Consider the following 23,543-nt stretch of genomic DNA (forward strand, 5'->3'; position numbering starts at 1 on the left):
AGCCTAGATTGGTATTACCTTTTTAGTAATAGGCTAGTCGCTGGAAATACTTTGAACAACAACACTACTTTTGCCTCTTTAGCATTGGCAGAACCTTTATTGCGTGCCATTAAAGACAGCGGTTATACCACTCCTACTCCTATTCAAGCTCAAGCCATACCGCATGTGCTGCAGGGCGGTGATGTATTGGCTGCTGCGCAGACAGGAACCGGTAAAACAGCAGGTTTTACGCTTCCCATTTTGCACCAAATTTTAAGCAAACCCGTAAAAAAATTAGCGGCGGGTCGTCCTCGCGCTTTAATTCTAACGCCAACGCGTGAATTAGCTGCACAAGTCGAAGAATCCGTACGTTTGTATAGCCGTCACACCGCGGTCAGCTCATTGGTGTTATTTGGTGGGGTCAATATTAACCCCCAAACGAATGCTTTACGTAAGCCTATTGATATTGTCGTGGCAACCCCTGGCCGCTTATTAGACCACGTGGGTCAAAAAAACATTGATTTAAGCGGTGTCGAAACCATTGTGCTTGATGAAGCAGACCGCATGCTTGATATGGGGTTCATTCGTGACATTCGCCGCATTTTAAAACTCGTTCCTGAACAGCGCCAAAGCTTACTTTTCTCTGCAACGTTTTCTGACGAAATTCGCGCACTGGCTAAAAGCTCACTGCGCGATCCCGTTGAAATTTCTGTCACTCCACGTAACACTGCCTCTGAGCTCATCACCCAAGAAATGGTGCAAACAGAACAGCGTCATAAACGTGATTTGGTAAGCCACATTATTCGTCAAAGCGGTTGGCATCAGGTTTTAGTCTTTTGCCGCACTAAACACGGTGCAAACCGCTTAGCCGATAAACTCAGCAAAGACGGTTTAAGCGCGGCGGCGTTGCATGGCAACAAAAGCCAAGCTGCCCGTACGCGTGCCCTAGCTGGTTTTAAAAACGGCAAAGTCGCTGTGCTCGTGGCTACCGACATCGCCGCACGTGGTTTGGATATCGACCAGTTGCCCTATGTGATTAACTTTGAGTTACCCCAAGTGGCTGAGGATTACGTGCACCGTATTGGTCGTACAGGTCGTGCAGGCAGCGAAGGCCGTGCTATTTCATTGGTAGATACCTCTGAAACTCGTCTGCTTAAAGCCATTGAACGTTTAATTAAACGCCCTATTACGCCTATTACCATCGAGGGTTTCACCCCATCCAGTGAGCCCGAACCTGTTGCGCCTAGCCACCCTGCTGCCGACGCCACCCGTTCGCGTAACCGTCGCCCAAACACAGCCGGCACGTCCTCTAGAAGCAAATCTCGATCAGGCAATCGTTCAGCGCCTAAACGCAGCTCAAGCACTGCGCCTAGAAATTTACAGCCTATCGAATAACACCATTTATTTTGGTTACGCCTCATCCGTCATCACGGATGAGGCTTTTTTTTAGGCTGCCCGCTAAAAAGCCTAAGGCTTTTCCCTAAATTATCCCTTATTTTTCAATCACCTAAGGAAAAAGGCGGAGCTATTCACGCCATTTATCCTATATTGACGTCCGCCGATTGCCACTATTATCTCAGTGACTAAGTGTTGCTTTAGTATCCAACTGAATCAATTGAGGCGTCTTATGCGAGATCGGTTTCTTTTTGTAGCGTTGTGCTTTGTGCTTGGCACAAGCCATGCCGCCTCACCTTCTCAGACTGATTCCAGCAGCACCCCGACACTAACAGAAAAGAATCCACTGCCTACCGGCCCACAATCCCTTTTTGACGATCCGTTAAAAGGCATCTTGGTCAATCGTACTGTCACAGTACAAGGGCATGAGTTCTACCACTATTTTTCTATGTGGTGGCAGCACCATGATGCGGCGAGTCAGTATTCGCTATCTGTTTTTGAACGACCTTCAGCGCGCTGGGGAAGCGAGGTTTGGGTAGAACACAATCGCGTCATTATGTTTAAAACCTTTCTGCCTCCTGCTCGTTCACAAACCAAAAAAATTAGCGAACAAGCCGCTGCCATTGTGTTTGAAAACATTGAAAACAATGAGCTCGAAAAGAGCCTTTTTAGTAGCGATGATTTAGGACCGGAGGAGATGTAAATGAAGCGAAAGAGACACCTATATAGTGGGCTGGTAGCTGCCATAGCGAGCACGCTCTGTGTAGGCATTAGCCAAGGCAGTGAGCTCATCTATTACCCACTTAACCCTTCTTTTGGCGGTAGTCCATTAAATGGCGCTGTTCTTTTAAACTCTGCCCAAGCCACCAACAAACATAAAGATCCTGAGATGGATAAGGATCGCTATGGCATTGATGAAAAACCAGCCATTGATCAATTTAATGAAACGCTTGAGCGCACCATTATTTCTCGTTTGGCTGCTTCGGCCAGCTCTAAGATCGTGGACGAATTTGGTAATTTCATCCCGGGTACTATCGAAACACAAAACTTCACCATTAGTGTGTCAGACCCTGGCACCGGGTTATTGCAAATCACTACGACTGACCGTATTTCTGGCGGGATGACAGTCTTTGAGGTGAGTAAAAAATGACCTACCTCAGCCAACTAAAAACCGCCTCTCTCGCACGTTTCGTAGGATGCCTGTTTGCACTTTCTTTGGCTGGATGCGCTGTTGTCCAAGAGCCAGTTGAAGTGGACACCGCCGCTCAGTTAACCCCTCCTACTCCTTCTACTAACGACTTGCTTCGCATGCCACCGCCCAGAGGCAAAATTATTGCTGCCGTTTATGGGTTTAGGGATCAGACCGGCCAATACAAAGCCTCGCCTGATAGCTCTTTCTCGACCTTAGTCACCCAAGGGGCCACCTCTATGTTGATTAAAGCGCTGAAAGATTCAGGTTGGTATACGCCTGTAGAACGCGAAAGCCTACAAGAGCTGCTAACTGAACGGCGCATTGTACGTGCGTTAGATGGCTCTCAGCCTGATGAAGCCCCAGCTATTTACATCCCTCCGCTTACTCCAGCCTCAATTTTAATTGATGGAGGCATTATTTCTTATGAGAGTAATGTACGCACGGGGGGCGCCGGTGCACGCTTTTTAGGCATCGGACTCTCGACTCAATACCGTGTGGACCAAGTCACTATTAGTTTACGAAGCACCGATATCCGCACCGGACAAATTTTACAGTCTGTGTCCACCACTAAAACGATTTTTTCTTACGAAGTACGGCCTAGTGTTTTCAAATTCGTGAACTTTAAAGATTTACTTGAAATTGAAGCGGGACTAACGCGTAACGAGCCTGCCCAACTTGGTGTGAAAGAAGCCATTGAAGCGGCGGTGATTCATTTAACCGTTCAAGGGCTCAAAGACGGGAATTGGCAGCTCAATCAAGAAAAAGATTGGAGTTCCGATGTGATCCAGCGTTACCTCAAAAACGATGATGTTTATCCGCTGCAACCTATTTAACTGTTTATGTAGTACGCACCGTATGACGGAGACCATATGGTGCGCTTAATCTTAGTCTCTGCCTTAAGGAGATTCAAATGAAAATCAAACCTATTATTGCTGTATTAGGTCTAAGCGTTGCTTTCGGCTCTAGCGCATTTGCTACAACAACGGCTGAGGTGTTCCAAGACGGCACCAGTAACAATGCCTTTGTGGAACAAGTCAATAACCACAGTACGACGGCAACTATCGGTGTGAATGGGGTCAATAACAAAACCGATATTATGCAAGACCACAACACACGCGCTACAGGTAGTGCCTATGTGACTGGCTACGATAACAAAGCGTATATCACTCAGTCACGCAGCCATGGCGTTGATGGCACCATCTTGGTTGAGAACTGGGGCGCTGACAATAAAGCAGGAATCACTACCACTCAGGTTCAAAACGGTACGGCGAAGATTGTTATTACAGGCTTTGGTGATACCGCTTGGATTAAGCAAACCGATTACTACGGCAGCACATCTAGAAACCTAGATGCAGCCATCTATCAGAATTGGGGTGGCGATAATAACGCCTACATCAACCAACGTGGTCATAACCAAGACGCCACCATCGTGCAAGCCGGCTACAGCAATGATGCCAGTATTTCACAAAGCGGTCGTGGTCCAAAAAACGTAGCTAGCGTTAACCAAAATGGTTACTCAAACGAAGGCCACATTAAGCAACGCGGTAGCGATCTTCATGCATCTGTAACGCAACATGGTTCTAGCAACCATGCGTATGTGACTCAGCGCTAATACGTCTAAAACGCAGCAATGTACCTAGAGGGCGGCAGAGTTTGCCCTCTAGTATATGGCAGTTTCATGCTCTATGTTAAAAACCCTAAACCTTTGTTAATAAAGGTAAAATCAAATTTTAATCTATGGTATATTTTAGAAAAAAACTATTTAGTCATAAAGCCAATGCACCCCCTGTTTGTTTACTTATATTTCATAGCTCGTAAATACCCAAAGACATACCTAAATTATTCTTAAAAAAACTCAAAGATTTCACGCAGGTGAAATACCACCTAGAGGGGTTTGTTATGACCACGATTATCGTGCTTGATCCTCATCCTATCTTACGTTTGGGGTTAATCCAGTTCTTAAAAGAAAATTTCGAGGGGACAACAGTAAAAACAGACGACTACCATCTTCTTCCAGAACAAAAAAAAGCCTCGCCCTGCGATCTGATTGTTTACACCTTAGGTTCCGAAGCCAACCCCACTAACCAATTAACGCTGCTCTCTAAAACCTACACCCCACGTTTTATTCTTTTATTGACCGAAGGTCAGCCTAGTTTACCGCCCGGTACCTGCAAGACGTATCCTTTAGTACGCGGCCTTATCTGTAAAAACTCCACACCTGAAATTCTCCAAGCCTCTATTCGTCTCGTTTTAGCGGGGGGGACGTGTTTTCCTCATTTCAATCAAAGCGAATCTGCTGAATCAGTAATAGGCGAAAAAGTAGTGTGTACTAGCTCATGGGGTACACCGGCCCCTACTGCATTACCTTCTCAACTCTTACACAAAGAATCTCAACTTTTAGGGCTCACCATCAGGCAATACGAAGTCTTAGTGCTATTAGGCCAAGGCCTTCCTTTGAAAAGTATTGCTAAAGAGCTCGACATTTCAGTTGCCACAGCGAAGTCTCATACCGAAACCCTTTATCAACGTCTAAAGGTACACAATAGCAATGCTGCCGTTTATACTGCCATCGCTCGCGGCGCTACCCTGGGTTGGGGCCCCACCCAATAACCCTTCAGCGCTAAACCACTTCCCATCTTTTCCTTTTTTCATGCTCCCACTCGTTGGGAGCTTTATTTTTTCTAGCGTATAAAAATGTTTTTTGAAACATTTTTGTATCAATATATGACTATCGCGACAAAATTTCTAAATTATTGTTAACTTGTCCCGTTAACATACCTCTGTTTTATTAAAGCTTTTTTACAAGTATCAATTAAGAATGAAAAACCTATCTATACGTACAAAATTGGTGCTAGCGTCCATTTGTACCGTAGTTGTTGCAATGGCAGCCTTAGCTTTTGCAAATCACCAGTCAGCACAAAACGCTTTTATTAATGAAGCCCAAGATAAAACCAATTTGGTTATTGATGGTACGGTTCATCAAATTGACAGTTGGCTTCAAAACAAAAAAAATATTGTTAAAGCTTTAGCCCCAGCAGCCTCCAGCTATTATCCTTTAGCTGTTCTAGATCAAGCCCGGGAATCCGGTATGTTTATTTCTTCCTATATTGGTTGGGCTAATAAGCGTTTTGTCACGTCTCCTGCAACGCGTATGGATAGCAGTTATGATCCAACCAGTCGCCCTTGGTATTTAGATGCGGTAGCGGCTGAAACAGAAGTCCTCACTGATCCTTATGTCAACGCCAGTGATGACACCATTGTGGTCACTTTAGCGTCACCCATTAAAAACGACAAAGGCGAAATCGTTGCCGTAGCGGCTGCAGATATCGGCATGCAAGAAATTGTGGATCTAGTACGCACCACTCAGCCCACTCCCAATAGCTTTGCTATGCTAATAGATGGTCGTGGTCGCATCATTGCGCACCCAAACAATGCCCTCTCGTTGCAAACCTTTGCTGAGCATTACCCTAAAACCCATGACATAGGGCTAGGTAAGTTGGCCCAAGACCAGGTGTCGTTTCGAACCACAATCGATAATGTTCCTTTCTGGATTAATGCCCGTCAGGTTCCAGGCAGTAGCTGGAGCGTAGTGATAGCTACGCACCAAGGGGATGCCCTCGAAACCCTGAGCACCATGCGTAACCAAGCCATTTTGACTAGTTTGATTATGATTGCCTTGGCTGCGATATTGCTTTCCATAGTGACTCGTGTGCTATTACGCCGCTTAGGTCTGCTCCAAGAAGCTCTCGAAGACATTGCCTCAGGCGAAGGCGACTTAACGCGCCGTCTTGATGAAAGTGGTAACGATGAACTGGCTAAAGTGGGCCAATCTTTTAATGTTTTTGTGCGTAAGATCAGTGGGACCATCAGTAGTATCCGCATGACGGCTGAATCCGTTAATGTGGCTTCGGCGCAAATTGCCGCAGGCAACACCGACCTAGCCGCTCGCACTGAACAAGCCGCTGCAGCCATCCAAGAAACCGCCAGCTCCATGGAAGAGCTAGCAAGCACCGTACGTCAAACCGCTGACGCAGGTAATGTCGCCGATCAAATTGCGAATAACTCACGGGCTGCTGCCATCGAAGGGGGACAGTTGATGGTCGAGGTGGTCGATACCATGCAAGACATTAACAACAGCTCACAACGAATGAGCGACATTGTAGGCGTCATCGACTCGATTGCTTTCCAAACCAATATCCTGGCGTTAAATGCGGCGGTTGAGGCGGCTCGTGCTAACGAACATGGGCATGGTTTTGCGGTGGTCGCTGGCGAAGTGCGCTCACTGGCCCAACGCAGTGCGCAATCTGCCCGTGAAATTCGTGACCTCATTTTAGCTAACGTCGACCGCGTTAATGCCGGTAGCGAGCTAGTCCGTACCGCAGGGGGAGCAATGGATAAAATTGTGACTGAAGTCCAACATCTCTCTGACATTATTGGTGAAATCAAAGTCGCTGCAAATGAACAGAACTCGGGCATTAGTCAGGTGGGGGTAGCAATTAATCAGCTTGAAGTCACGACGCAACAAAACTCCGCTTTGGTAGCAGAGTCCGCTGCCGCCTCAGCCAGTTTAAGCGCACAAGCGAATGCGCTTTCTCAAGCCGTGTCTGGTTTTAGAACTGAATCCTAACCTCGCTTCCACTTTTGTTAGGGATTGAGTTCTGCCCAGTTTCTTCCCCCGAGGAAACTGGGCTTTTTCTTTGCCCTTGGCGTTGTCTTGCACAACTTACATTGTCAGGTGCGCTAATATCGGTGAAAATAGAGCGATTCAATTATTTTTAGCGCTCTGCTCGCTTATTTCATCTTTTTCACATATCCATGTCTAACGCCCTCATCACCAAAGAGGTGGCGAAACGCCGCACTTTTGCCATTATTTCTCACCCAGACGCGGGTAAAACCACACTTACAGAAAAACTCTTGTTGTTTGCGGGTGCGATTCAAATTGCAGGCAGCGTCAAGTCGCGTAAAGCCGAACGTCATGCGTCTTCTGACTGGATGGATATCGAAAAGCAACGCGGTATTTCTGTTGCTTCCTCTGTGATGCAAATGGAATACCGCGACTGCGTCATTAACTTGCTTGATACCCCAGGGCACCAAGACTTCTCTGAGGACACTTACCGTGTACTTACAGCAGTCGATGCGGCGCTCATGGTCATTGATGCAGCAAACGGGGTCGAGCCCCAAACCATTCGTTTATTACAGGTCTGTCGGGCGCGCAACACCCCCATTATCACCTTTATCAACAAGCTTGATCGCGAAGTTCAAGAGCCGCTCGATCTCTTAGCCGAAATCGAAGAACACTTAGGCATGGACGCCATCCCTTTCTCTTGGCCAGTTGGTATGGCACGTCGTTTTGCGGGTGTGTTTAATATTCCTAAAGACCAAATGCATGTGTTTGATAGTTCTGCTAAAGATCATCGTGCCGAAAACGAAGAGCTTATTCCGGGTCTGCACAACCCAGAAAATGAAGCACGTTTTGGTGCTGAGTTTAAAAAATCCCAAGAGGAAATTGAGCTTATCCAAGCCGCTACCCCGGACTTTGATCTCGATGCCTTTTTAGCAGGCAAGCAAACCCCTGTGTTTTTTGGTTCGGCCCTCAACAATTTTGGGGTCCAAGAGGTATTAGACGCACTGGTCGACATGGCACCCGCCCCTGGCCCACGCGAGTCTGTACAGCGCTTGGTACAGCCCACCGAGCCCAAATTCACCGGTATGGTGTTTAAAGTCCAAGCCAATATGGATCCGGCCCACCGCGACCGCGTCGCATTTGTGCGCGTTAGTTCAGGGCACTTTACACGAGGCATGCGTCTACGTGTGGCACGTACTAACAAAGAAATTCGCCCTAATAACGTGGTATCGTTTTTATCTCAGCGCCGCGACTTAGTGGATGAGGCTTTTGCTGGTGACATCATTGGTATTCCTAATCACGGCGTATTACAACTTGGCGATGTCTTAACTGAAGGCGAGGTGCTTCAATTTACTGGCTTGCCTTTTTTTGCCCCCGAACTGTTCCAAACAGTCGAAGTCAAAGACCCACTACGCACTAAACAGTTGCGCACGGGTTTAACTCAGCTCGGCGAAGAAGGTGCCATTCAGGTCTTTAGGCCTTATCTCACCAGTGGCAGCCTATTATTAGGTGCTGTCGGTCAGCTACAATTTGAAGTCGTCGCTGATCGCTTAAAACATGAATACGGTGTTGATGCACGCATGGCTTCGTCACGCTACAACTTAGCTCGCTGGGTTACCTCAACCAACCCTGCCGCATTGAAAAAGTTTATCGAGACTAATGCCGCTAATATTGCTTATGATGTGGTAGATGCCGTAGCATTTTTAGCCAGCTCACCCGCCCAATTACGGGTAGCCCAAGAACTGAATCCTGATGTAGAGTTTCATGACATGCGTGAACACAGCGGGCAACTCTTTGGCTAAAAAAAGTTACAAGACTTCCCAGCACTGTTGGATTCTGTCACATGCAACAGGACGCAATTCAGTACAATAGTCGTATTCATTTAATTTTCAGTACCAATCCCTATCTATGTCTTGGCGTATTCTTCTTGCCACCTTATTACTCGGTATAGCTGCCTCGGTGTGGGGTGGGTTTCAACTGGGTAACTGGCTTATTGAGCACGGTCCTCTTAAGTCCGACGTCTTTGACGCCTACAAAGACCTCTACACGGTGCCTACTCTGGATGCAGACGGTAAACCTTATGTGCCTTCTCCGCCGCAACCTTTGGTGAGTGGGCGTTTGGCCGTACCCGACGACATCACGCCTTTAGACTGGGAAATCAGCCAAGACACCAATTTGCTCTCCGAGCGCCCCCCTATTGCTTTAGCTACTGCCAACCAAGGATTTACTACGGGCAACTTTAACCGCACCGCCGTCAGTCCCAGTGGGCTTCAAGGCATCGCTCAAATCAATAACACGGGCTCTCAGCGCGGCCTAAGCAATAATCCCAACACCGATGTGCTGCAGCCCATTGATATGGATGCCCCGCCACCACCGCCATCTCAAGAGGTCCAAGTCAACAACCTGCCTGTGCAAAAAAACCCCAATTGGCAGGGGGACTTTCAACGCGAGTTGGCTATGTGCGACTCGAAAAGCTTTTTACAGACGCCTAGCTGTAAATGGGATGCACGTAATAAATACTGCGGCCCAAACAATGCATGGGGCAAGGTACCCAACTGCCCACCTAAAGCCTTTTAAAAACAAAAAACCCCAAAATAAATTTTTGGGGTTTTTTGATGGCAGCGCTTATTCGGAAGGGGTGCTGCTTTGACTTTGTAGGTAATTTTGCAAACCCATCTTTGCAACCAAGTCTTGTTGCGTTTCTAACCAATCGATGTGCTCTTCGGTGTCTTTTAGAATATGAAGCAGTAAATCGCGCGAGACAAAATCACCCACACTTTCACAATGTTTAATGCCTTCGACCACTGTATGGCGCGCCGCACTTTCTAGCGATAAATCACAAGCTAGAATTTCAGGTACGTCTTCGCCAATACGCAGTTTGTGTAGATCTTGGAGATTAGGCAGCCCATCAAGCATTAAAATGCGATCAATGAGTAAGTCGGCGTGTTTCATTTCGCCAATGGACTCGTCGTACTCGACCTTGCCAAGCTTATCAAAGCCCCAGTGATTCAGCATACGAGCATGCAAAAAATACTGGTTAATAGCCGTCAGTTCGTTTTTTAACTGCTGATTTAAATACGCTATGACCTGTTTATCGCCTTTCATGGTGACCTCCTTTGAACATAATTGACTCATTATAAAGCAGTCTAAAACACTACAAGCTAATGAGAACTAATATCAAGCGTTCTGGAGGTGTATTAGGCGACGATTACGAGTAAGCCACCGCGGCTGGTAACACTTGTGTGTCATTGGCAGCAGGCCGTTGCACGCGAGAAATCTCGGTAGCATGCAACACGTTGTCGCTAGCCATAGCAGGCAGTAAGCTCATTGCGCTTTCAGCACAACGGCCACAATTTGTTGCGACACCCAAATCAAACTGAAGGTCGGCAAGCGTGGTGGCCCCATTGGCTACTGCTTCTTTAATTTGACTGTCAGTAATTGCGTTACAGATACAAATATACATGAGAATCATTATCATTCATTCATCGAATCTCGACAATAGCACTTAATTTATCTATTTTCAAGCCCAAACCCATTTCCGCGCACTCTGGCTTAGAATAGGAGCTTTACTCCCAAATGTGAGGGTGAAAACACTACTGCTTTGCGTCGCATTTACCCTACAATAACCACTTCATTCATTCCAAGGCTTAGGTCAAAACCATGCAAAGTTTCTCCGTAGCTGATACTGACTCCAAAACTCATCACCCATTGCCTACGATTAAAGATCGAATCCACGTCCATAAAGCGGTCTTACGGCTTACCGCCCTTTATAAAGTGATTGCAATTAGTGTCTGTGCGGTCGTTGCCCTGGTTTGGTATGGCCTCGTACAACGCACGCTTACTTTTGGGGCCGAGCTCGATTATTCAGGTTTAGAAGCCTTGGGCTTAGACGGTGCTTTAATCAAGCAATACAATCCATTTTTCTGGTGGACCGTCATTGGCATTTGCTCGTTATTGGTGTTTTATTTGCTCTTTCATTTTGTGCAATACACCCGCCAACGAGCGAGCCAAAAGGTAGTTAGCGCCGATCAGCTTGAATCCCTTTTACAGCAACTTTCCCCCAGCGCTATTCATGTGTTGGGTTGGTGTTGGGAAAATCGGCGCTTTCCTATTACAGTCGGTGTTTTGCAACATACTCAACAACAACTTGCTGCAAACCGTTACTCGTTGATTTGTTTAGCAAAAGATCAGGAGCAGCAGTTACTTAAACCGCGTTCTAGTGCTCCAAGTAAAGCAGAGGCCTTGCATCATCTTTAATTTTGTGGTTTATTATCACTCATGTCTATTGCACGCACGCCCTCTCTTTGCAGTCTTTTAGCTGCCGGTTCACACCGTGGCATTTCTGCGCGTGCTTATGCAATCACTCTCTCTCTACTGCCACTTCTACTAGCGCCCGGTTGCCGGGCCTAGAGTCTAGTGGCAGTCCGGCAGCCATATACCCAGCCACCTATTTGAACGCCGTCACCGGCTTTTCAAGTGTTAATGTGGTTTAGGTGGCGGCGGAAAGTCTTACTTTTCTGTCCCACAGGTGTATACAATGATTTCAAACCCAGCCTCTAAATACGTGCCCTTTAGTCCTTTTACTAAAGACTTCTCTGAGCGCACTTGGCCCTCCAAACGTATTACCCACCCTCCTATCTGGATGAGCACCGACTTACGCGATGGCAACCAATCCTTGATTGAACCCATGAGTGTAGCGAGCAAATTACGTTTTTTTGATTTGCTTATCAAAATCGGCTTCAAAGAAATCGAAGTCGGTTTCCCCTCGGCTTCCCAGACTGACTTCGATTTTGTACGTAAACTGATTGATGAAAACCGCATCCCAGACGATGTCACCATCATTGGTTTGACTCAAGCTCGCCAAGATCTAATCGAGCGTACTGCCGAGGCCATGGCTGGCGCTAAAACCGCCATGATTCACTTGTATAACGCCTGCGCGCCTTCGTTTCGCCGCATTGTTTTTAATATGGAAAAAGACCAAATTAAAAACATTGCCGTGACCGGAACTCGCCTTGTAAAAGAGGCCATCAAAGCGTATCCAGAAACGAAATGGCGTTATCAGTATTCCCCCGAGGTCTTTAGCACCACCGAGCCCGAATTTGCTCTAGAGGTGTGTAATGCCGTAACAGCCGAATGGCAACCCACCCCCGAAGATCCGATCGTATTCAACTTGCCCGCCACCATCGAGGCCACCACACCCAATTTATATGCGGATCAAATTGAATGGATGCACAATAATCTCGATCGCCGTGACAGCATTATCTTAAGTTTGCACCCTCACAACGACCGTGGCACAGGTGTTGCCGCTGCTGAACTAGGGGTTATGGCCGGTGCAGATCGTGTCGAAGGATGTTTATTTGGCAATGGGGAACGCACAGGTAACGTCTGCTTGGTCACCTTAGCCCTCAATCTTTACACCCAAGGGGTGCATCCAGGCTTAGACTTTTCCGATATTGACGTCATCCGTCAAATTGCAGAGGAATGCAATCAGCTACCGGTCCACCCACGTCACCCTTATGCTGGCGATTTAGTCTTCACTGCGTTTTCCGGTTCTCATCAAGACGCCATCAAAAAAGGCTTTGCACAACGCAAGCCAGATACAGTTTGGGAAGTGCCTTACTTACCGATTGACCCCGCTGACTTAGGTCGTAGCTACGACGCCGTCATTCGTGTTAATAGCCAGTCAGGCAAAGGCGGGGTGTCGTACTTGCTAGAACAAGAACACGGCTTGGTGTTGCCGCGTCGTCTGCAAATTGAATTTAGCCGTGCCATTCAACGTGTCACCGATTCCACCGGCAAGGAAGTCAATCCAGAACAAGTGCACGATATTTTCGTTAAAGAATATTTGCAAACCGATGGCCCGTGGAAGCTAGTCAGCCATCAAATTACGAGCCAGCCTAAATCCGGCGATCAGGCCCAGCAGTTTGAGATCAGTATCAACATGACTAAAAACGGCGAGCCACAGCAGTTTACAGGAACAGGCGAAGGGGCGTTGGCCGCGTTTATTAGTGCGCTTGATTTACCTATTCGTATTATGGACTATACCGAACACGCGATCGGAAGCGGTACTGACACGCGTGCTGCCACCTACGTTGAAATGCGTATTGGTGAAAGCCCAAGTGGCTTCGGCGTGGGCATCCATCAGGACATTTTAACCTCGTCCTTTAAAGCGGTTCTTAGTGCATTAAACCGCCATGCCTTACAAAGCGAAGCCTAAAGGCTACGCATAGGCTGCCATGAAAACTGGGCGTAATGCCCAGTTTTTTTATCGGATAGCACGGAAAACCGCGCCGTTAAGGGTGGGGACGATGCCCTTGCTACCACGGTGAGTCTGCAGGCTCCCACATCACATCCACCCCTGCTTTTTCGGCCTCACGCAACATTTCAAATAAAGGAAAAGCCCGCTGTTTAAAGCCTACGGCTTGAACAATATTGAGCTTTTGTTTAGGCAGGTCTTCGTCCTCGCGCTCTTCAGGCTCGACCGCATTGTGCATGGCCTCTTTTAAATTCACTAGGGCTGCAGGTAGTTGAGCTACCGTAAAGACGCCCCGAGGCGGCACTTCATCATTATCAAAATGCTTACCCGCTGCAATAAGTACCGGTAATGCATCTTTAGCTAACATCAAAATTGAACCTGACGCTTTGGAAACAAATTTAATTAACATCTGGTTTCCCCTCTTAGATAATTAAAGCCTGATTGTGAATTTATACGCTTTTTCACTGGCACCATACCACTATAAATGAATAGTTGGCCCGAGAAAACGTATGCGCTATGTAATCTTACTACTGCTCGTCTTACCGCTCACCCTAATGGCCGAGCCCTTAAGCTGTAGCCCCCCGACATTACAATCCGTGTGCTCCACCCAAGATCTAAGCCCTGACTCGGGCTCTGGCTTGTTCAGCATGCCTTTGCTTGCTTTTAATCCTATCCACCTACGCGATGGCAACAAGTACCTAAAGGAAACCGATTATGTCCCCCACCCCGCTGCGCCCGACCTTGAATTAGTACGGTATTACGACTCAATGGCTACTCACTATAGCGCGTTCAGTAGCCACTGGCAGCTTTCTTATGATATTCGTTTAGTGGAGCATTCAGAGGCTCCCCACATCGTGCTGCCTAATGGCATGCGCCTCAATCTATCCTCTGCATCTGGGCGTTTGACTCAGGCAGGCCACCAACGTATTTGGCACACCTCCCATAACGAAACCTGGCATTTTGACCGATTTGGTTGGTTACAACGTATTCAGCGTCCTCATACGCCCCCTCTGCATATTTATCGCTATGCTCATGGCCCTCTGCTGCATCGCATTCACTTCATCGAGCAAAGCCAACAACGTTTAATTTTTAGCTATGACTCATCTCAGCCTGCTTTGGTTCAAAAGGTCCAAACACCTGTCGGCGTCATTCATTACGACTACCAGCCACTGCCTGACTCTACGCTTTATCAACTCTATCAGGTGCGTTTTCCCGATCAACGTCGTCTTTACTACCACTACGAAGCCCAATACCAAAGTCAAAATGCTGGCCTTATTACTGGGAAAAGCATTCAGCTCCATCCACATGCGCCGCCTCGTCGCGTTCGCAGCTGGGTCTACAACACGCGCAAGCAAGCTCATTTCATGATGGCTGAAACCCCGTCTCAGTGGATACGACTGCATTTTCCTAAGGCGACACACCCTCATAAAACCCATATTGATAGCCCTCAGGGCCGAACCACCGTGCATTTTTCCTCGCACGCTAGAGGCGAAATAGAACGTGTTACAGGGGCCTTATGTTGGGCTTGTCCCCCCACATTCACCCAACACCCTCACCAGATTCAATTGGCTCATGCTCGCTTTGACCGTCAACTCCGCTGGTGGGAGGGCAACCCGCTAGGGTGGCCACAGCTGCGCTTAGAGTACGATGCCCGCCACCGCTTAACCGCGTGGTCTAGTGCAACGCTTGGGCCTACTCAACTACGCTACGATAAACACGGGCGAGCTCAACAAATGCATTACCCAAATGGTGATCGTCAACAGGTGCATTACTCTCATAGTGGGGCCGTACAACGCATTGATTATTACTCAGGGCACGACACCATGCAGACCCATTTACGCCGTCCCCAACCGCATCATTTACAGCTGCAGCAACCTAATGAAAAGGAAAGCTTACATTATTTAGTGTCAGGGCAGCTGCAGCAGCGCCAAGTAGACCGTTTTTTTTACCCTCCTCACAGCACACAGCGCCACCATTGGCATTACAAGGATCAGTTTGATTACGATGCCAACCACCAATTGCGTAAACATCACCTACCCGAAGGCGGAGCCTTGTATTACGAATGGAAAGGCTCGACATTGCACCGTATCTACTGGCAGAACACGGCAGGCCAGCACCGATTAGTCGCCCAGGCCGTTGCAGGCGGTTTGGCTTACGGTAATGGTCTATTGCGCCTAGAGGTATCGACGCCACGCTTTCACTGGCTCAGCCATACCCACCCCGACGCCCTATGGTGGCAACAGCTGCTAGTTAAAAATCCGCACGGCCTAATCTCAGCGCAGCGTCTTCACGCCCCCGCTCACTCAACGGCTGCTCCTGTGCATCGGGTTTTTTCATATAATGCGCAGCACCAAATCCATCGTGATGAAACCACTTCCTTGCAGTGGCATGCCGATGGCAGCTTGTCCTCTTCATCTGTCATGCCATCACCCAAAATTCAACGGGATGCGTCCGGTTTAGCCACTCAATACCAAGATCAATCACGACACTACATACTGCGTTATAACCCCATGCGTAGACTAAATGTAGTACTTGAGCACAATAAAACTGTACAAAAAAACAGCTATAATTCGGCGGGTTTTAGGGTTTATACACAACATTATCCACAGGCGCTCCAACAGTTTTTTCTTTATCACGAAAAAAAACTGGTGGCCGAGTTTACGGCCCCCTTCGAGGCCAAACTCCCTGTACATGCGGCTCACCCTATCTCAAGACGTTACATCTATTGGCATGACCAGCCCGTGGGCTTAATCGACTACGATCTAAACCCCACCGGAGAGCTATTAGTTATGCACAGCGATCACCTCGGCGCAGTACACACGATCAGCGACCAAAAACAGCAGCTACGCTGGGCGGCCCAATACGACACCTTTGGCAGGCTGCAATCCAGTCAAGGGGATCTCAACTTACATTTACGCCGAGCCGGGCAATACTACGATCTCGCCACGGGGTGGCATGTGAACGGCGTACGCACTTACCTACCTCAACAGGGGCATTACCTCGAACCCGACCCGTTAGGCCCCAGCCCATTTAGCCAACTGTATGGGTATGCCAATCAGCAACCCCTTAACCACACGGATCCATGGGGACTCGTGCTGTTTGCATTTGATGGTACGCGCTACGATGAACGCAGTGGTGGTGTGATTCATCAGCTCCACACTCAAACCACCGAACCCAGCTTTTATGTAGGGGGTCCAGGCCAAGCCGATGAGCTCACATGGGACGCCATGGTGGCGTACTCAGCTGACCGCCTTATACAGCAACAATGGCAAAACCTACTCAACTACTTGAACTCTATCCCCCCTGCCACCGCCCCTATCCCCATCGATATTATTGGGTTTTCTCGGGGGGCAGCATTAGGACGGCATTTTGCGAACCAAATCATTCAGCACAGTCAAAATGGTTTTTTTAGTTATACCGATACCTATGGAATGCAGGTTCAAGCCTGCATTCAACCGCGGTTTATTGGGCTATTAGATAGTGTGGCGCAATTAGGTCTATTAGGTAGTCGCAATCATTTATATGAATTCAGTGTGGCGCCTATTTGGCAATGGGTGGTGCATGCGGTTGCTTTGCACGAATACCGCGCGCTTTTTCCTGCTTTATTGATGGGCTCTGGGGTAAATCGGCAGGAAATTGGTTTGGTGGGCGCGCACGGCGATCTGGGGGGTGGTTACGCTAACCCTTCCCCCGATACACTTCCCTTAAGTCAGATAAGTTTGGAATGGCTTTTATGGCACGCCCAGGCCCAAGGCTTGAGCTTTCGCCCACACCCCACCCCAAGCGCTGACTACAGTTACCTACACGACGAAAGCACCTTACTGTCCCAAGACCGTGCCGTGGAACATCACGACTTTGCTTTTACCCCTGACTTAGGGGTAGGCTATACGCAAGACTATCACCCCACGTTAGGGCGACGGGTGCGCCAAGAGGTCAAGGCTTTTCTCTCTTACGACCTAAGCCCCTCCGAGCGCCAATACAACCAAAGGGCTAAAGTCGACTTGCCGGCTTACTATCGTTGGTTAGATCAAACTTTAAACTGGTCTCCAGACTGACAATACGGCCAAAAAGAGAATTTCCCTGCATTTCACGTTATTATTAAGCCTTATTGTGTGGGCATCATTCCTGTGCACCAAGCCAGGCCTGCCCTAAATTTTCGCTTATCTTCACTCAAAATACTTATGCTTGCTCAGCAACAACAACAGCTCAGCGCCTTATTAACGGCTGCGGTTCAATCTATCCTTCCCGACGCGACGCCTACTATCACTCTAGAGCGCCCAAAGGTCGCTGCTCATGGTGACGTCGCAACAAACGTGGCGATGCAACTGGCTAAACCAGCTAAGCGCAACCCACGCGAGTTGGCCCAAGGCATTGTGGATTATATTTTGGCCGATAGCGCGGCACAGGCCCTGATTGAAAGTGCTGAAATTGCTGGCCCAGGCTTTATTAATTTTCGTTTAACTCACGCTGCGCACCAAGCCGTGTTGGCGCCCATTTTTACCGAGGGAGCTCAGTTTGGCGACACGTCTGCCAGTACCGAACCCCTTATGGTCGAGTTCGTCTCGGCCAACCCCACAGGGCCTCTGCATGTGGGGCATGCGCGTCAAGCAGCTTTAGGCGATGCGATTTGCCGTCTGTTTAGCAGCCAAGGCTATGCCGTTAGCCGCGAGTTCTATTACAACGATGCGGGTAATCAAATTGATAATCTCGCCATCAGTGTCCAAGCCCGTGCTAAAGGCCTAGACCCAGAGAGTCCCGATTTTCCTGCTGATGGCTACAAAGGCGACTATATTCTTGAAATCGCCAAAGACTTTTTGGCTAAAAAAACCGTAGCCGCTGCCGATGGCGACCCTGTCACCGCCACGGCGAATATCGACAGTCTTGATGACATTCGCCGTTTTGCTGTAGCCTATTTACGTAACGAGCAAGACCTAGACCTCAAAGCATTTAATCTTGTTTTTGATAACTACTACCTAGAAAGCTCGTTGTACACCGACGGTCGCGTTGACGACGTGGTCGCAGCCCTGACTGCTGCTGGGCACACCTATGAATCAGAAGGCGCCCTATGGCTACGCACGACAGAACTCAATACCGGAGACGATAAAGACCGCGTCATGCGTAAACGCGAAGGCGGCTATACCTATTTTGTACCCGATGTCGCGTATCACGTGTCGAAATGGCAGCGCGGTTTTAAGCACGCCATTAATATTCAAGGTACCGATCACCACGGCACCATTGCGCGTGTGCGCGCTGGCCTTCAAGGGCTAAACCTTGGCATTCCTGCCGACTATCCTGCGTATGTGTTACATAGCATGGTCAAAGTCATGCGGGGTGGCGAAGAGGTCAAAATCTCTAAACGAGCAGGCAGCTATGTGACGTTACGCGAGCTCGTCGATTGGGTCGGTTTGGACGCCGTCCGCTTTTTCTTAGTAAGCCGTCGTGCTGACTCTGAGTTTGTGTTTGATATTGATTTAGCCCTATCAAAAAGCGAAGAGAATCCGGTCTACTACATTCAGTACGCCCATGCCCGTACGCACTCCGTGCTTCGTCAGGTCGGCGCTACCCACGAACAACTTAGCCAAGCTGACTTTAATTTGTTAAACGCACCTAGCGAGCTCAAGCTGTTGCAACGTTTGGCTGAATACCCCGCTATGCTAAGCCAAGCCGCCAAAGACCTTGCCCCGCACCAGGTGGCTTTTTGGCTGCGTGACTGCGCTGCTGACTTCCACACCTGGTATAACAGCGAGCGCGTTATGGGCGATGACACACAGTTAAAACATGCTCGTGCCGCACTTGCCGCCGCTACGGCCCAAGTTATTGCTAACGGTCTAGCCAAGCTAGGGGTTAGCGCTCCCGATAAAATGTAGTGATAATCCTATGGCCACCCGACGTAAATCTTCTGCAAAATCAAAGCCCGGCGGCATGGTATCCGGCATTGTTATTGGTCTAGTCATTGGATTAGCTGCCGCGGTGGCTGTTGCCTTGTATGTTACTCAAGCGCCTATGCCCTTTATGGACAAGGCCAGCCGTGAAATAGAGCAAATTCTTTTGCCTGATGTGCAGCACGCCCCCGATCCTAATAGGGGGCTGTACGGCAGCGCCCCGGCACTCGAAGGGCCGTTATTTGGTGGCAAAGAAGCTCAAATTGCAGAACAGCTCGGCCCATTACGCGCTCCTACGGTACCGGCCCCCACCACCCCACAACCTACTACACCAGAGCCAGACTCGTTGGGCAGCCTAATTGCACAATTACCTAATCCCAATACGGCTCCGGCTCCCACTACAGCACCGCCTCTAGCTCCTCCTAAGCCTTCAGCACCGCAGGTCGCTGTCGCACCCACTACCTATTATTTACAGGCCGGAGCGTTTCGCTCTGCCAAGGATGCTGAGGCCATGCGCGCACGTATTCTGCTTTTAGGTATGGATGCCTCTGTTCAGTCTGCGCCTTATAATGACGGTACAATTAATCGTGTACGCGTGGGTCCTTTTTCTGGTGTAGACGATATGAATAAAGCACGCTCAGTGTTGGGGCGAGAAAAAATTGAAACTTCTGTAGTACGTCCCTAGTCATATAAAGACTTACTACTCGCAAGACAGGAACTCACTTATGTCGTATTTATCTTTTTTTGGTCGTTTAGCTGCTACGGCAACCTTAGCTGCTAGCGTTTTAATTAGTCCGCTGGCCTCCGCCCTAGAACCTGCCCCTAACTCCTACGTTACGTTAGGTCAGGCCGTGCCTTCTGATAGCGTCGGCAAGGTCGAGGTGCTCGAGTTTTTTGCGTATAGCTGCCCTCATTGTGCTGTCATGGAACCCTTAGTCGACAAATGGGCCTCTACTTTGGGTGATGATGTGGTGCTTAAACGGGTGCCCGTCGCGTTTAATGCTGGCATGGGAGACTTACAGCGTGCGTATTTTGTACTCGAGGCCTTAGATCGCCTTGATCTACACCCAAAACTCTTTGCCGCCATCCACCAAGAAAAACGTCCCGTCTTTGACAAAAAAGCGATTCGTAAGTGGGCAGAGTCAGAAGGTATAGAGGGTGCCGACTTTGACAGCGCTTTTGATTCATTTGGGGTGCAAACCAAAGCCAATCGTGCGAATGATTTAATTCGTCTTTATCAGATTCAAGGCACACCAAGCCTAGCCATTGGCGGAAAGTACGTCACATCGCCGGCCTATACCAATAGCTACGAAGACACGCTACGTGTAGCAGAGGCATTGATTAAACAAAGTCAAACCAACTAAGGCTATTTTTTAGATAGCATTCACACCAAAGCGGCTCGTAAAGCCGCTTTTTGTTTTTTTAGGCTGACAAAGCCCAAGCCTGGGTAAGATCAGCAATTAAATCTTCGGGCTGCTCTAAGCCGATATGCAAACGCACTAAGGGTGAGGTATGCCCTTGCCAATACGAATGATGCGTCAATGTTTTGGTGTCTACCAACTGCACTAAGCTTTCAAAACCACCCCAAGAAAAACCAATACCAAACAAACGCAGGCCATTCACAAAGCGCACAGCACGCTCTGGATCCGTCGCTAATTGCACAGACAGTACCCCATTAGAGCCGGTGGCATCACGCAACCAAAGGGCATGACCTGGGTCATTGGGCCATGCTGGATGATAAATTTGCTGCACCTCAGGCCATTGGGCTAAGGCTTCACAGACTTTGATTGCATTGGTGGCAGACTCGCGCATGCGAATCGGCAAGGTACGTACCCCCCGCAGCGCCAACCACACATCATCCGCACTGACTGAGTAACCCAACGCATAATGGCACTCTTGGAGATGAGCCACCAAGTCAGTACGAGCGGTTACCACTGCACCCATTAAAAAGTCAGAATGCCCGCCAATGTATTTAGTGGCTGAAATCACCGCCACATCAATACCTAAACGCAATGGCTGATAATGTAGACCTGAACCCCAGGTGTTGTCGGCTACGGTAATAAGTCCATGCTCTTTAGCGAATGCACTGAGTGCAGGCAGATCGAGCATCTGCAGTAACAAGGATCCAGGTGACTCGACATATAGCATCTTGGTATTAGAACGTAGCGCGGCCTGAAATGCCTCGACCGTGGGCTCACAATAACTAACCTCGACGCCTATTTTTTTCAAGTAACCACTGTCTAAGGCGCGCACCGGTGCATAAGCACTGTCAGCGACCAGAATGTGGTCACCGTGTTCAACAAAACTTAACACCCCTAAGCTAATAGCGGCCATACCTGAAGGCACTAAAAAAGCATGCTTACCGTCTTCGAGTTCACAAAATACGTCCTCGAGGGCGCGATGTGTGTCCATACCCGCACGGCCGTAAACTACGGAACGACCGCCCTGATGCTGATTACTCATCGCTTGCTCGAGATCAGCCAAAGACTTAAAACGCACGGTACTGGTACGCATTGAGGGCATGGCTACCGGGGCAGCGCCTGTGTTTGGATCAAAGTTTGCCTGACCGACATGCTGTAAAACGGTTTGTAAATGGTGTTTGTTCATGAGTTACCTAATTGTGGCATAAAATTTATACACCCCTTGACTGTCCACTTGACGCTGGAGCTGCCCCTGAAAGTAAAGGCAGTGCAAGTGGGCAATCGCCTCACCCATAGCAAAAGTGAGTTGATGCATATCTAACTGACGTTTAAATAATACGGGGATTAAATCGGCCGCGCTACAGCCATCGGGAGCTTGGCAAGCTGCTAGTGTCTCTGTTAGGCGTTCTGCATGGTGGTGATGCAAATACTGGACTCGTTCATGTAAGCCATAGAATGGCTTACCGTGTGATGGCAGTACGAGCGTATCAGAGGGCAAATCCAAGTAATACCCTAACGAGTCCAAATATAACGCAAGCGGATTAGCCTCAGGCTCATAAGCAAAGACACTTACATTAGTAGAAATGGTGGGCAACACCATATCACCTGACACTAAGCAATTTAACTCGGCACAATAAAGCGCTATATGCTCGGGCGCATGCCCCTGCCCAACAATACATCGCCAGGCTCTACCGCCGATCTGAATCACCTCATTATGCATAAGTCGATTGAACTGGGCAGGTAAGGGTAAAACCAGATCGCTGTAATAGCTGCTGCGTTGTTTTATTTGCGCTTGCGCATCAGGTGCAGTCAAGCCATGTCGCGCAAAATGCAAAGCAGCCGCCTCACCGCCGGTAGCACCAAGCGGCGTCTCTGCAGAGACCGGACGGCTCCATAAACAAGCCAACGCATAATCACTTAAGCTCATAAACAAAGGGGCCTGCCACCGCTCGCACAGCCACTGAGCTAGTCCCACATGGTCTGGATGCATGTGCGTCACCATCACCCGCAAAATGGGCAAGCCCTGTAACTGTTCAGCCTCAATGTGTCGCCATAGATGCTGTACTTCGGGACGAGCAATACCCGTATCCACCAGTGTCCAGCCTTTACGACCAGCGATCTCATCTTCAATTAACCAAAGGTTGATGTGATCAAGCGCAAAAGGCAAGGGCATGCGCAGCCAATACACACCGTCAGCGATGGCTTGCAACTGGCCCGGATCAGGCTTTACGTCGCCTAAGGGGTAGCTCACGTTATTCTTTGTTTTCATCTCCGTATTCTCCCTGCTTGTCGGATAAGGTTCGTCATGTTAGTTTACGTTAACGTCAACTACTTTTAAGCACTATGAGTCAAAGAACTTGGTCAATATCAGATTTAGCAAAAGAGTTTGATATTACCCCACGTACGCTGCGTTATTACGAGGATCACGGCATCCTTAGCCCCGAACGCATTGGCCTACAGCGGCTCTACCACCCCCGTGATAGAACTCGTTTAAAACTTGCATTACGCGGCAAGCGCATGGGCTTTAGTTTGGCCGATATCTGTACCCTTATTGATATGTACGATGGGCCCGGCAGCACCTACCCCCAGCTATTGCATTACCAAAAGGTGCTGACCTATTACCAAACTAAACTGCAAGACCAGCTTCAAGACCTACAACAGACCTTAGCAGAAATCGAAGTACAGCAGCAAAACTGTGAACATCTGCTGAACCAAACCCATTCCGATTAACACTTAGGCCTAGCTCACTTATCCTTTGCTAGCTCTCAATGGCTCAACTCATGCAGCCTTTTGG

At 48.6% G+C, this 23,543-nt stretch carries 21 protein-coding genes; 16 read left to right on the forward strand and 5 right to left on the reverse strand.

Annotation, left to right across the window (positions count from 1 at the left end):
- Nucleotides 1-51 precede the first annotated feature (51 nt).
- From GGR41_RS07485 to GGR41_RS07525, 9 genes are all read left to right on the forward strand, one after another.
- The gene (locus tag GGR41_RS07485; protein ID WP_167661337.1) at nt 52-1,374 is read left to right on the forward strand and encodes a DEAD/DEAH box helicase; all 1,323 of its coding nucleotides are present in this window, start codon (nt 52-54) and stop codon (nt 1,372-1,374) included.
- A 232-nt stretch (nt 1,375-1,606) separates the two neighbouring features.
- A complete protein-coding gene (locus GGR41_RS07490) occupies nt 1,607-2,077 on the forward strand; it encodes a curli production assembly/transport protein CsgE (RefSeq protein ID WP_167661338.1) in 471 nt (156 codons plus the stop codon).
- Nucleotides 2,078-2,524: a curli assembly protein CsgF gene (locus tag GGR41_RS07495; protein WP_167661339.1), complete on the forward strand. Its 447-nt coding sequence runs from the start codon at nt 2,078-2,080 to the stop codon at nt 2,522-2,524.
- Nucleotides 2,521-3,399, forward strand: a complete 879-nt coding sequence (locus tag GGR41_RS07500; RefSeq protein ID WP_167661340.1) for a CsgG/HfaB family protein — start codon at nt 2,521-2,523, stop codon at nt 3,397-3,399. Before GGR41_RS07495 ends, GGR41_RS07500 begins: the two co-directional genes overlap by 4 nt.
- Before the next feature lie 77 nt (nt 3,400-3,476).
- A complete protein-coding gene (locus GGR41_RS07505) occupies nt 3,477-4,178 on the forward strand; it encodes a hypothetical protein (protein WP_167661341.1) in 702 nt (233 codons plus the stop codon).
- Between the two features lie 287 nt (nt 4,179-4,465).
- A complete protein-coding gene (locus GGR41_RS07510) occupies nt 4,466-5,176 on the forward strand; it encodes a response regulator transcription factor (protein WP_167661342.1) in 711 nt (236 codons plus the stop codon).
- A gap of 208 nt (nt 5,177-5,384) precedes the next feature.
- Nucleotides 5,385-7,193, forward strand: coding sequence for a methyl-accepting chemotaxis protein (locus GGR41_RS07515; RefSeq protein ID WP_167661343.1), 1,809 nt, complete (start codon nt 5,385-5,387; stop codon nt 7,191-7,193).
- 188 nt (nt 7,194-7,381) lie between these two features.
- On the forward strand, nt 7,382-8,992 hold the full coding sequence (locus GGR41_RS07520; protein ID WP_077734182.1) for a peptide chain release factor 3: 1,611 nt from the start codon (nt 7,382-7,384) through the stop codon (nt 8,990-8,992).
- Between the two features lie 106 nt (nt 8,993-9,098).
- A complete protein-coding gene (locus GGR41_RS07525) occupies nt 9,099-9,767 on the forward strand; it encodes a hypothetical protein (RefSeq protein ID WP_167661344.1) in 669 nt (222 codons plus the stop codon).
- A 48-nt stretch (nt 9,768-9,815) separates the two neighbouring features.
- On the opposite strand, the gene bfr is transcribed toward GGR41_RS07525, so the two are convergent.
- A complete protein-coding gene (gene bfr, locus GGR41_RS07530; protein WP_167661687.1) occupies nt 9,816-10,295 on the reverse strand; it encodes a bacterioferritin in 480 nt (159 codons plus the stop codon).
- A 103-nt stretch (nt 10,296-10,398) separates the two neighbouring features.
- Nucleotides 10,399-10,662 carry a (2Fe-2S)-binding protein gene (locus GGR41_RS07535; protein ID WP_373868050.1) on the reverse strand — a complete coding sequence of 88 codons (264 nt, stop codon included), beginning with the start codon at nt 10,660-10,662 and terminating at the stop codon, nt 10,399-10,401.
- A gap of 188 nt (nt 10,663-10,850) precedes the next feature.
- Between GGR41_RS07535 and GGR41_RS07540 the strand changes: the two genes are divergently transcribed.
- Nucleotides 10,851-11,447 (forward strand): hypothetical protein, encoded by a 597-nt coding sequence (locus GGR41_RS07540; protein WP_167661345.1) that lies wholly within the window; start codon nt 10,851-10,853, stop codon nt 11,445-11,447.
- 280 nt (nt 11,448-11,727) lie between these two features.
- Nucleotides 11,728-13,407 carry a 2-isopropylmalate synthase gene (gene leuA, locus GGR41_RS07545; protein ID WP_167661346.1) on the forward strand — a complete coding sequence of 560 codons (1,680 nt, stop codon included), beginning with the start codon at nt 11,728-11,730 and terminating at the stop codon, nt 13,405-13,407.
- A 100-nt stretch (nt 13,408-13,507) separates the two neighbouring features.
- On the opposite strand, the gene GGR41_RS07550 is transcribed toward leuA, so the two are convergent.
- A complete protein-coding gene (locus GGR41_RS07550) occupies nt 13,508-13,855 on the reverse strand; it encodes a DUF1840 domain-containing protein (protein WP_167661347.1) in 348 nt (115 codons plus the stop codon).
- A gap of 100 nt (nt 13,856-13,955) precedes the next feature.
- On the opposite strand from GGR41_RS07550, the gene GGR41_RS07555 reads away from it, so the two are divergent.
- The 4 genes from GGR41_RS07555 to GGR41_RS07570 all read left to right on the forward strand — a co-directional run bounded on the left by GGR41_RS07555 (nt 13,956) and on the right by GGR41_RS07570 (nt 20,692).
- Nucleotides 13,956-17,501, forward strand: a complete 3,546-nt coding sequence (locus GGR41_RS07555; RefSeq protein ID WP_167661348.1) for an RHS repeat-associated core domain-containing protein — start codon at nt 13,956-13,958, stop codon at nt 17,499-17,501.
- A 126-nt stretch (nt 17,502-17,627) separates the two neighbouring features.
- Complete coding sequence (argS, locus tag GGR41_RS07560; protein WP_167661349.1) at nt 17,628-19,313, forward strand: arginine--tRNA ligase; 1,686 nt, start codon at nt 17,628-17,630, stop codon at nt 19,311-19,313.
- Between the two features lie 10 nt (nt 19,314-19,323).
- Nucleotides 19,324-20,013, forward strand: a complete 690-nt coding sequence (locus tag GGR41_RS07565; protein WP_167661350.1) for an SPOR domain-containing protein — start codon at nt 19,324-19,326, stop codon at nt 20,011-20,013.
- A gap of 40 nt (nt 20,014-20,053) precedes the next feature.
- Nucleotides 20,054-20,692: a thiol:disulfide interchange protein DsbA/DsbL gene (locus GGR41_RS07570; protein ID WP_077734173.1), complete on the forward strand. Its 639-nt coding sequence runs from the start codon at nt 20,054-20,056 to the stop codon at nt 20,690-20,692.
- Nucleotides 20,693-20,750: 58 nt separating this feature from the next.
- Here the strand turns inward: GGR41_RS07570 and GGR41_RS07575 are convergent, their stop codons facing one another.
- Both GGR41_RS07575 and GGR41_RS07580 read right to left on the reverse strand, forming a co-directional pair.
- Nucleotides 20,751-21,935 carry a trans-sulfuration enzyme family protein gene (locus GGR41_RS07575; protein ID WP_167661351.1) on the reverse strand — a complete coding sequence of 395 codons (1,185 nt, stop codon included), beginning with the start codon at nt 21,933-21,935 and terminating at the stop codon, nt 20,751-20,753.
- 3 nt (nt 21,936-21,938) lie between these two features.
- Entirely contained in the window at nt 21,939-23,018 is a 1,080-nt protein-coding gene (locus GGR41_RS07580) for an MBL fold metallo-hydrolase (protein ID WP_167661352.1), read from the reverse strand.
- Between the two features lie 74 nt (nt 23,019-23,092).
- Between GGR41_RS07580 and GGR41_RS07585 the strand changes: the two genes are divergently transcribed.
- A complete protein-coding gene (locus tag GGR41_RS07585) occupies nt 23,093-23,479 on the forward strand; it encodes a MerR family transcriptional regulator (protein ID WP_077734170.1) in 387 nt (128 codons plus the stop codon).
- The last annotated feature ends 64 nt before the right edge of the window (nt 23,480-23,543 follow it).

Source organism: Paenalcaligenes hominis, from assembly GCF_011927625.1.
Lineage (GTDB): Bacteria > Pseudomonadota > Gammaproteobacteria > Burkholderiales > Burkholderiaceae_B > Paenalcaligenes > Paenalcaligenes hominis.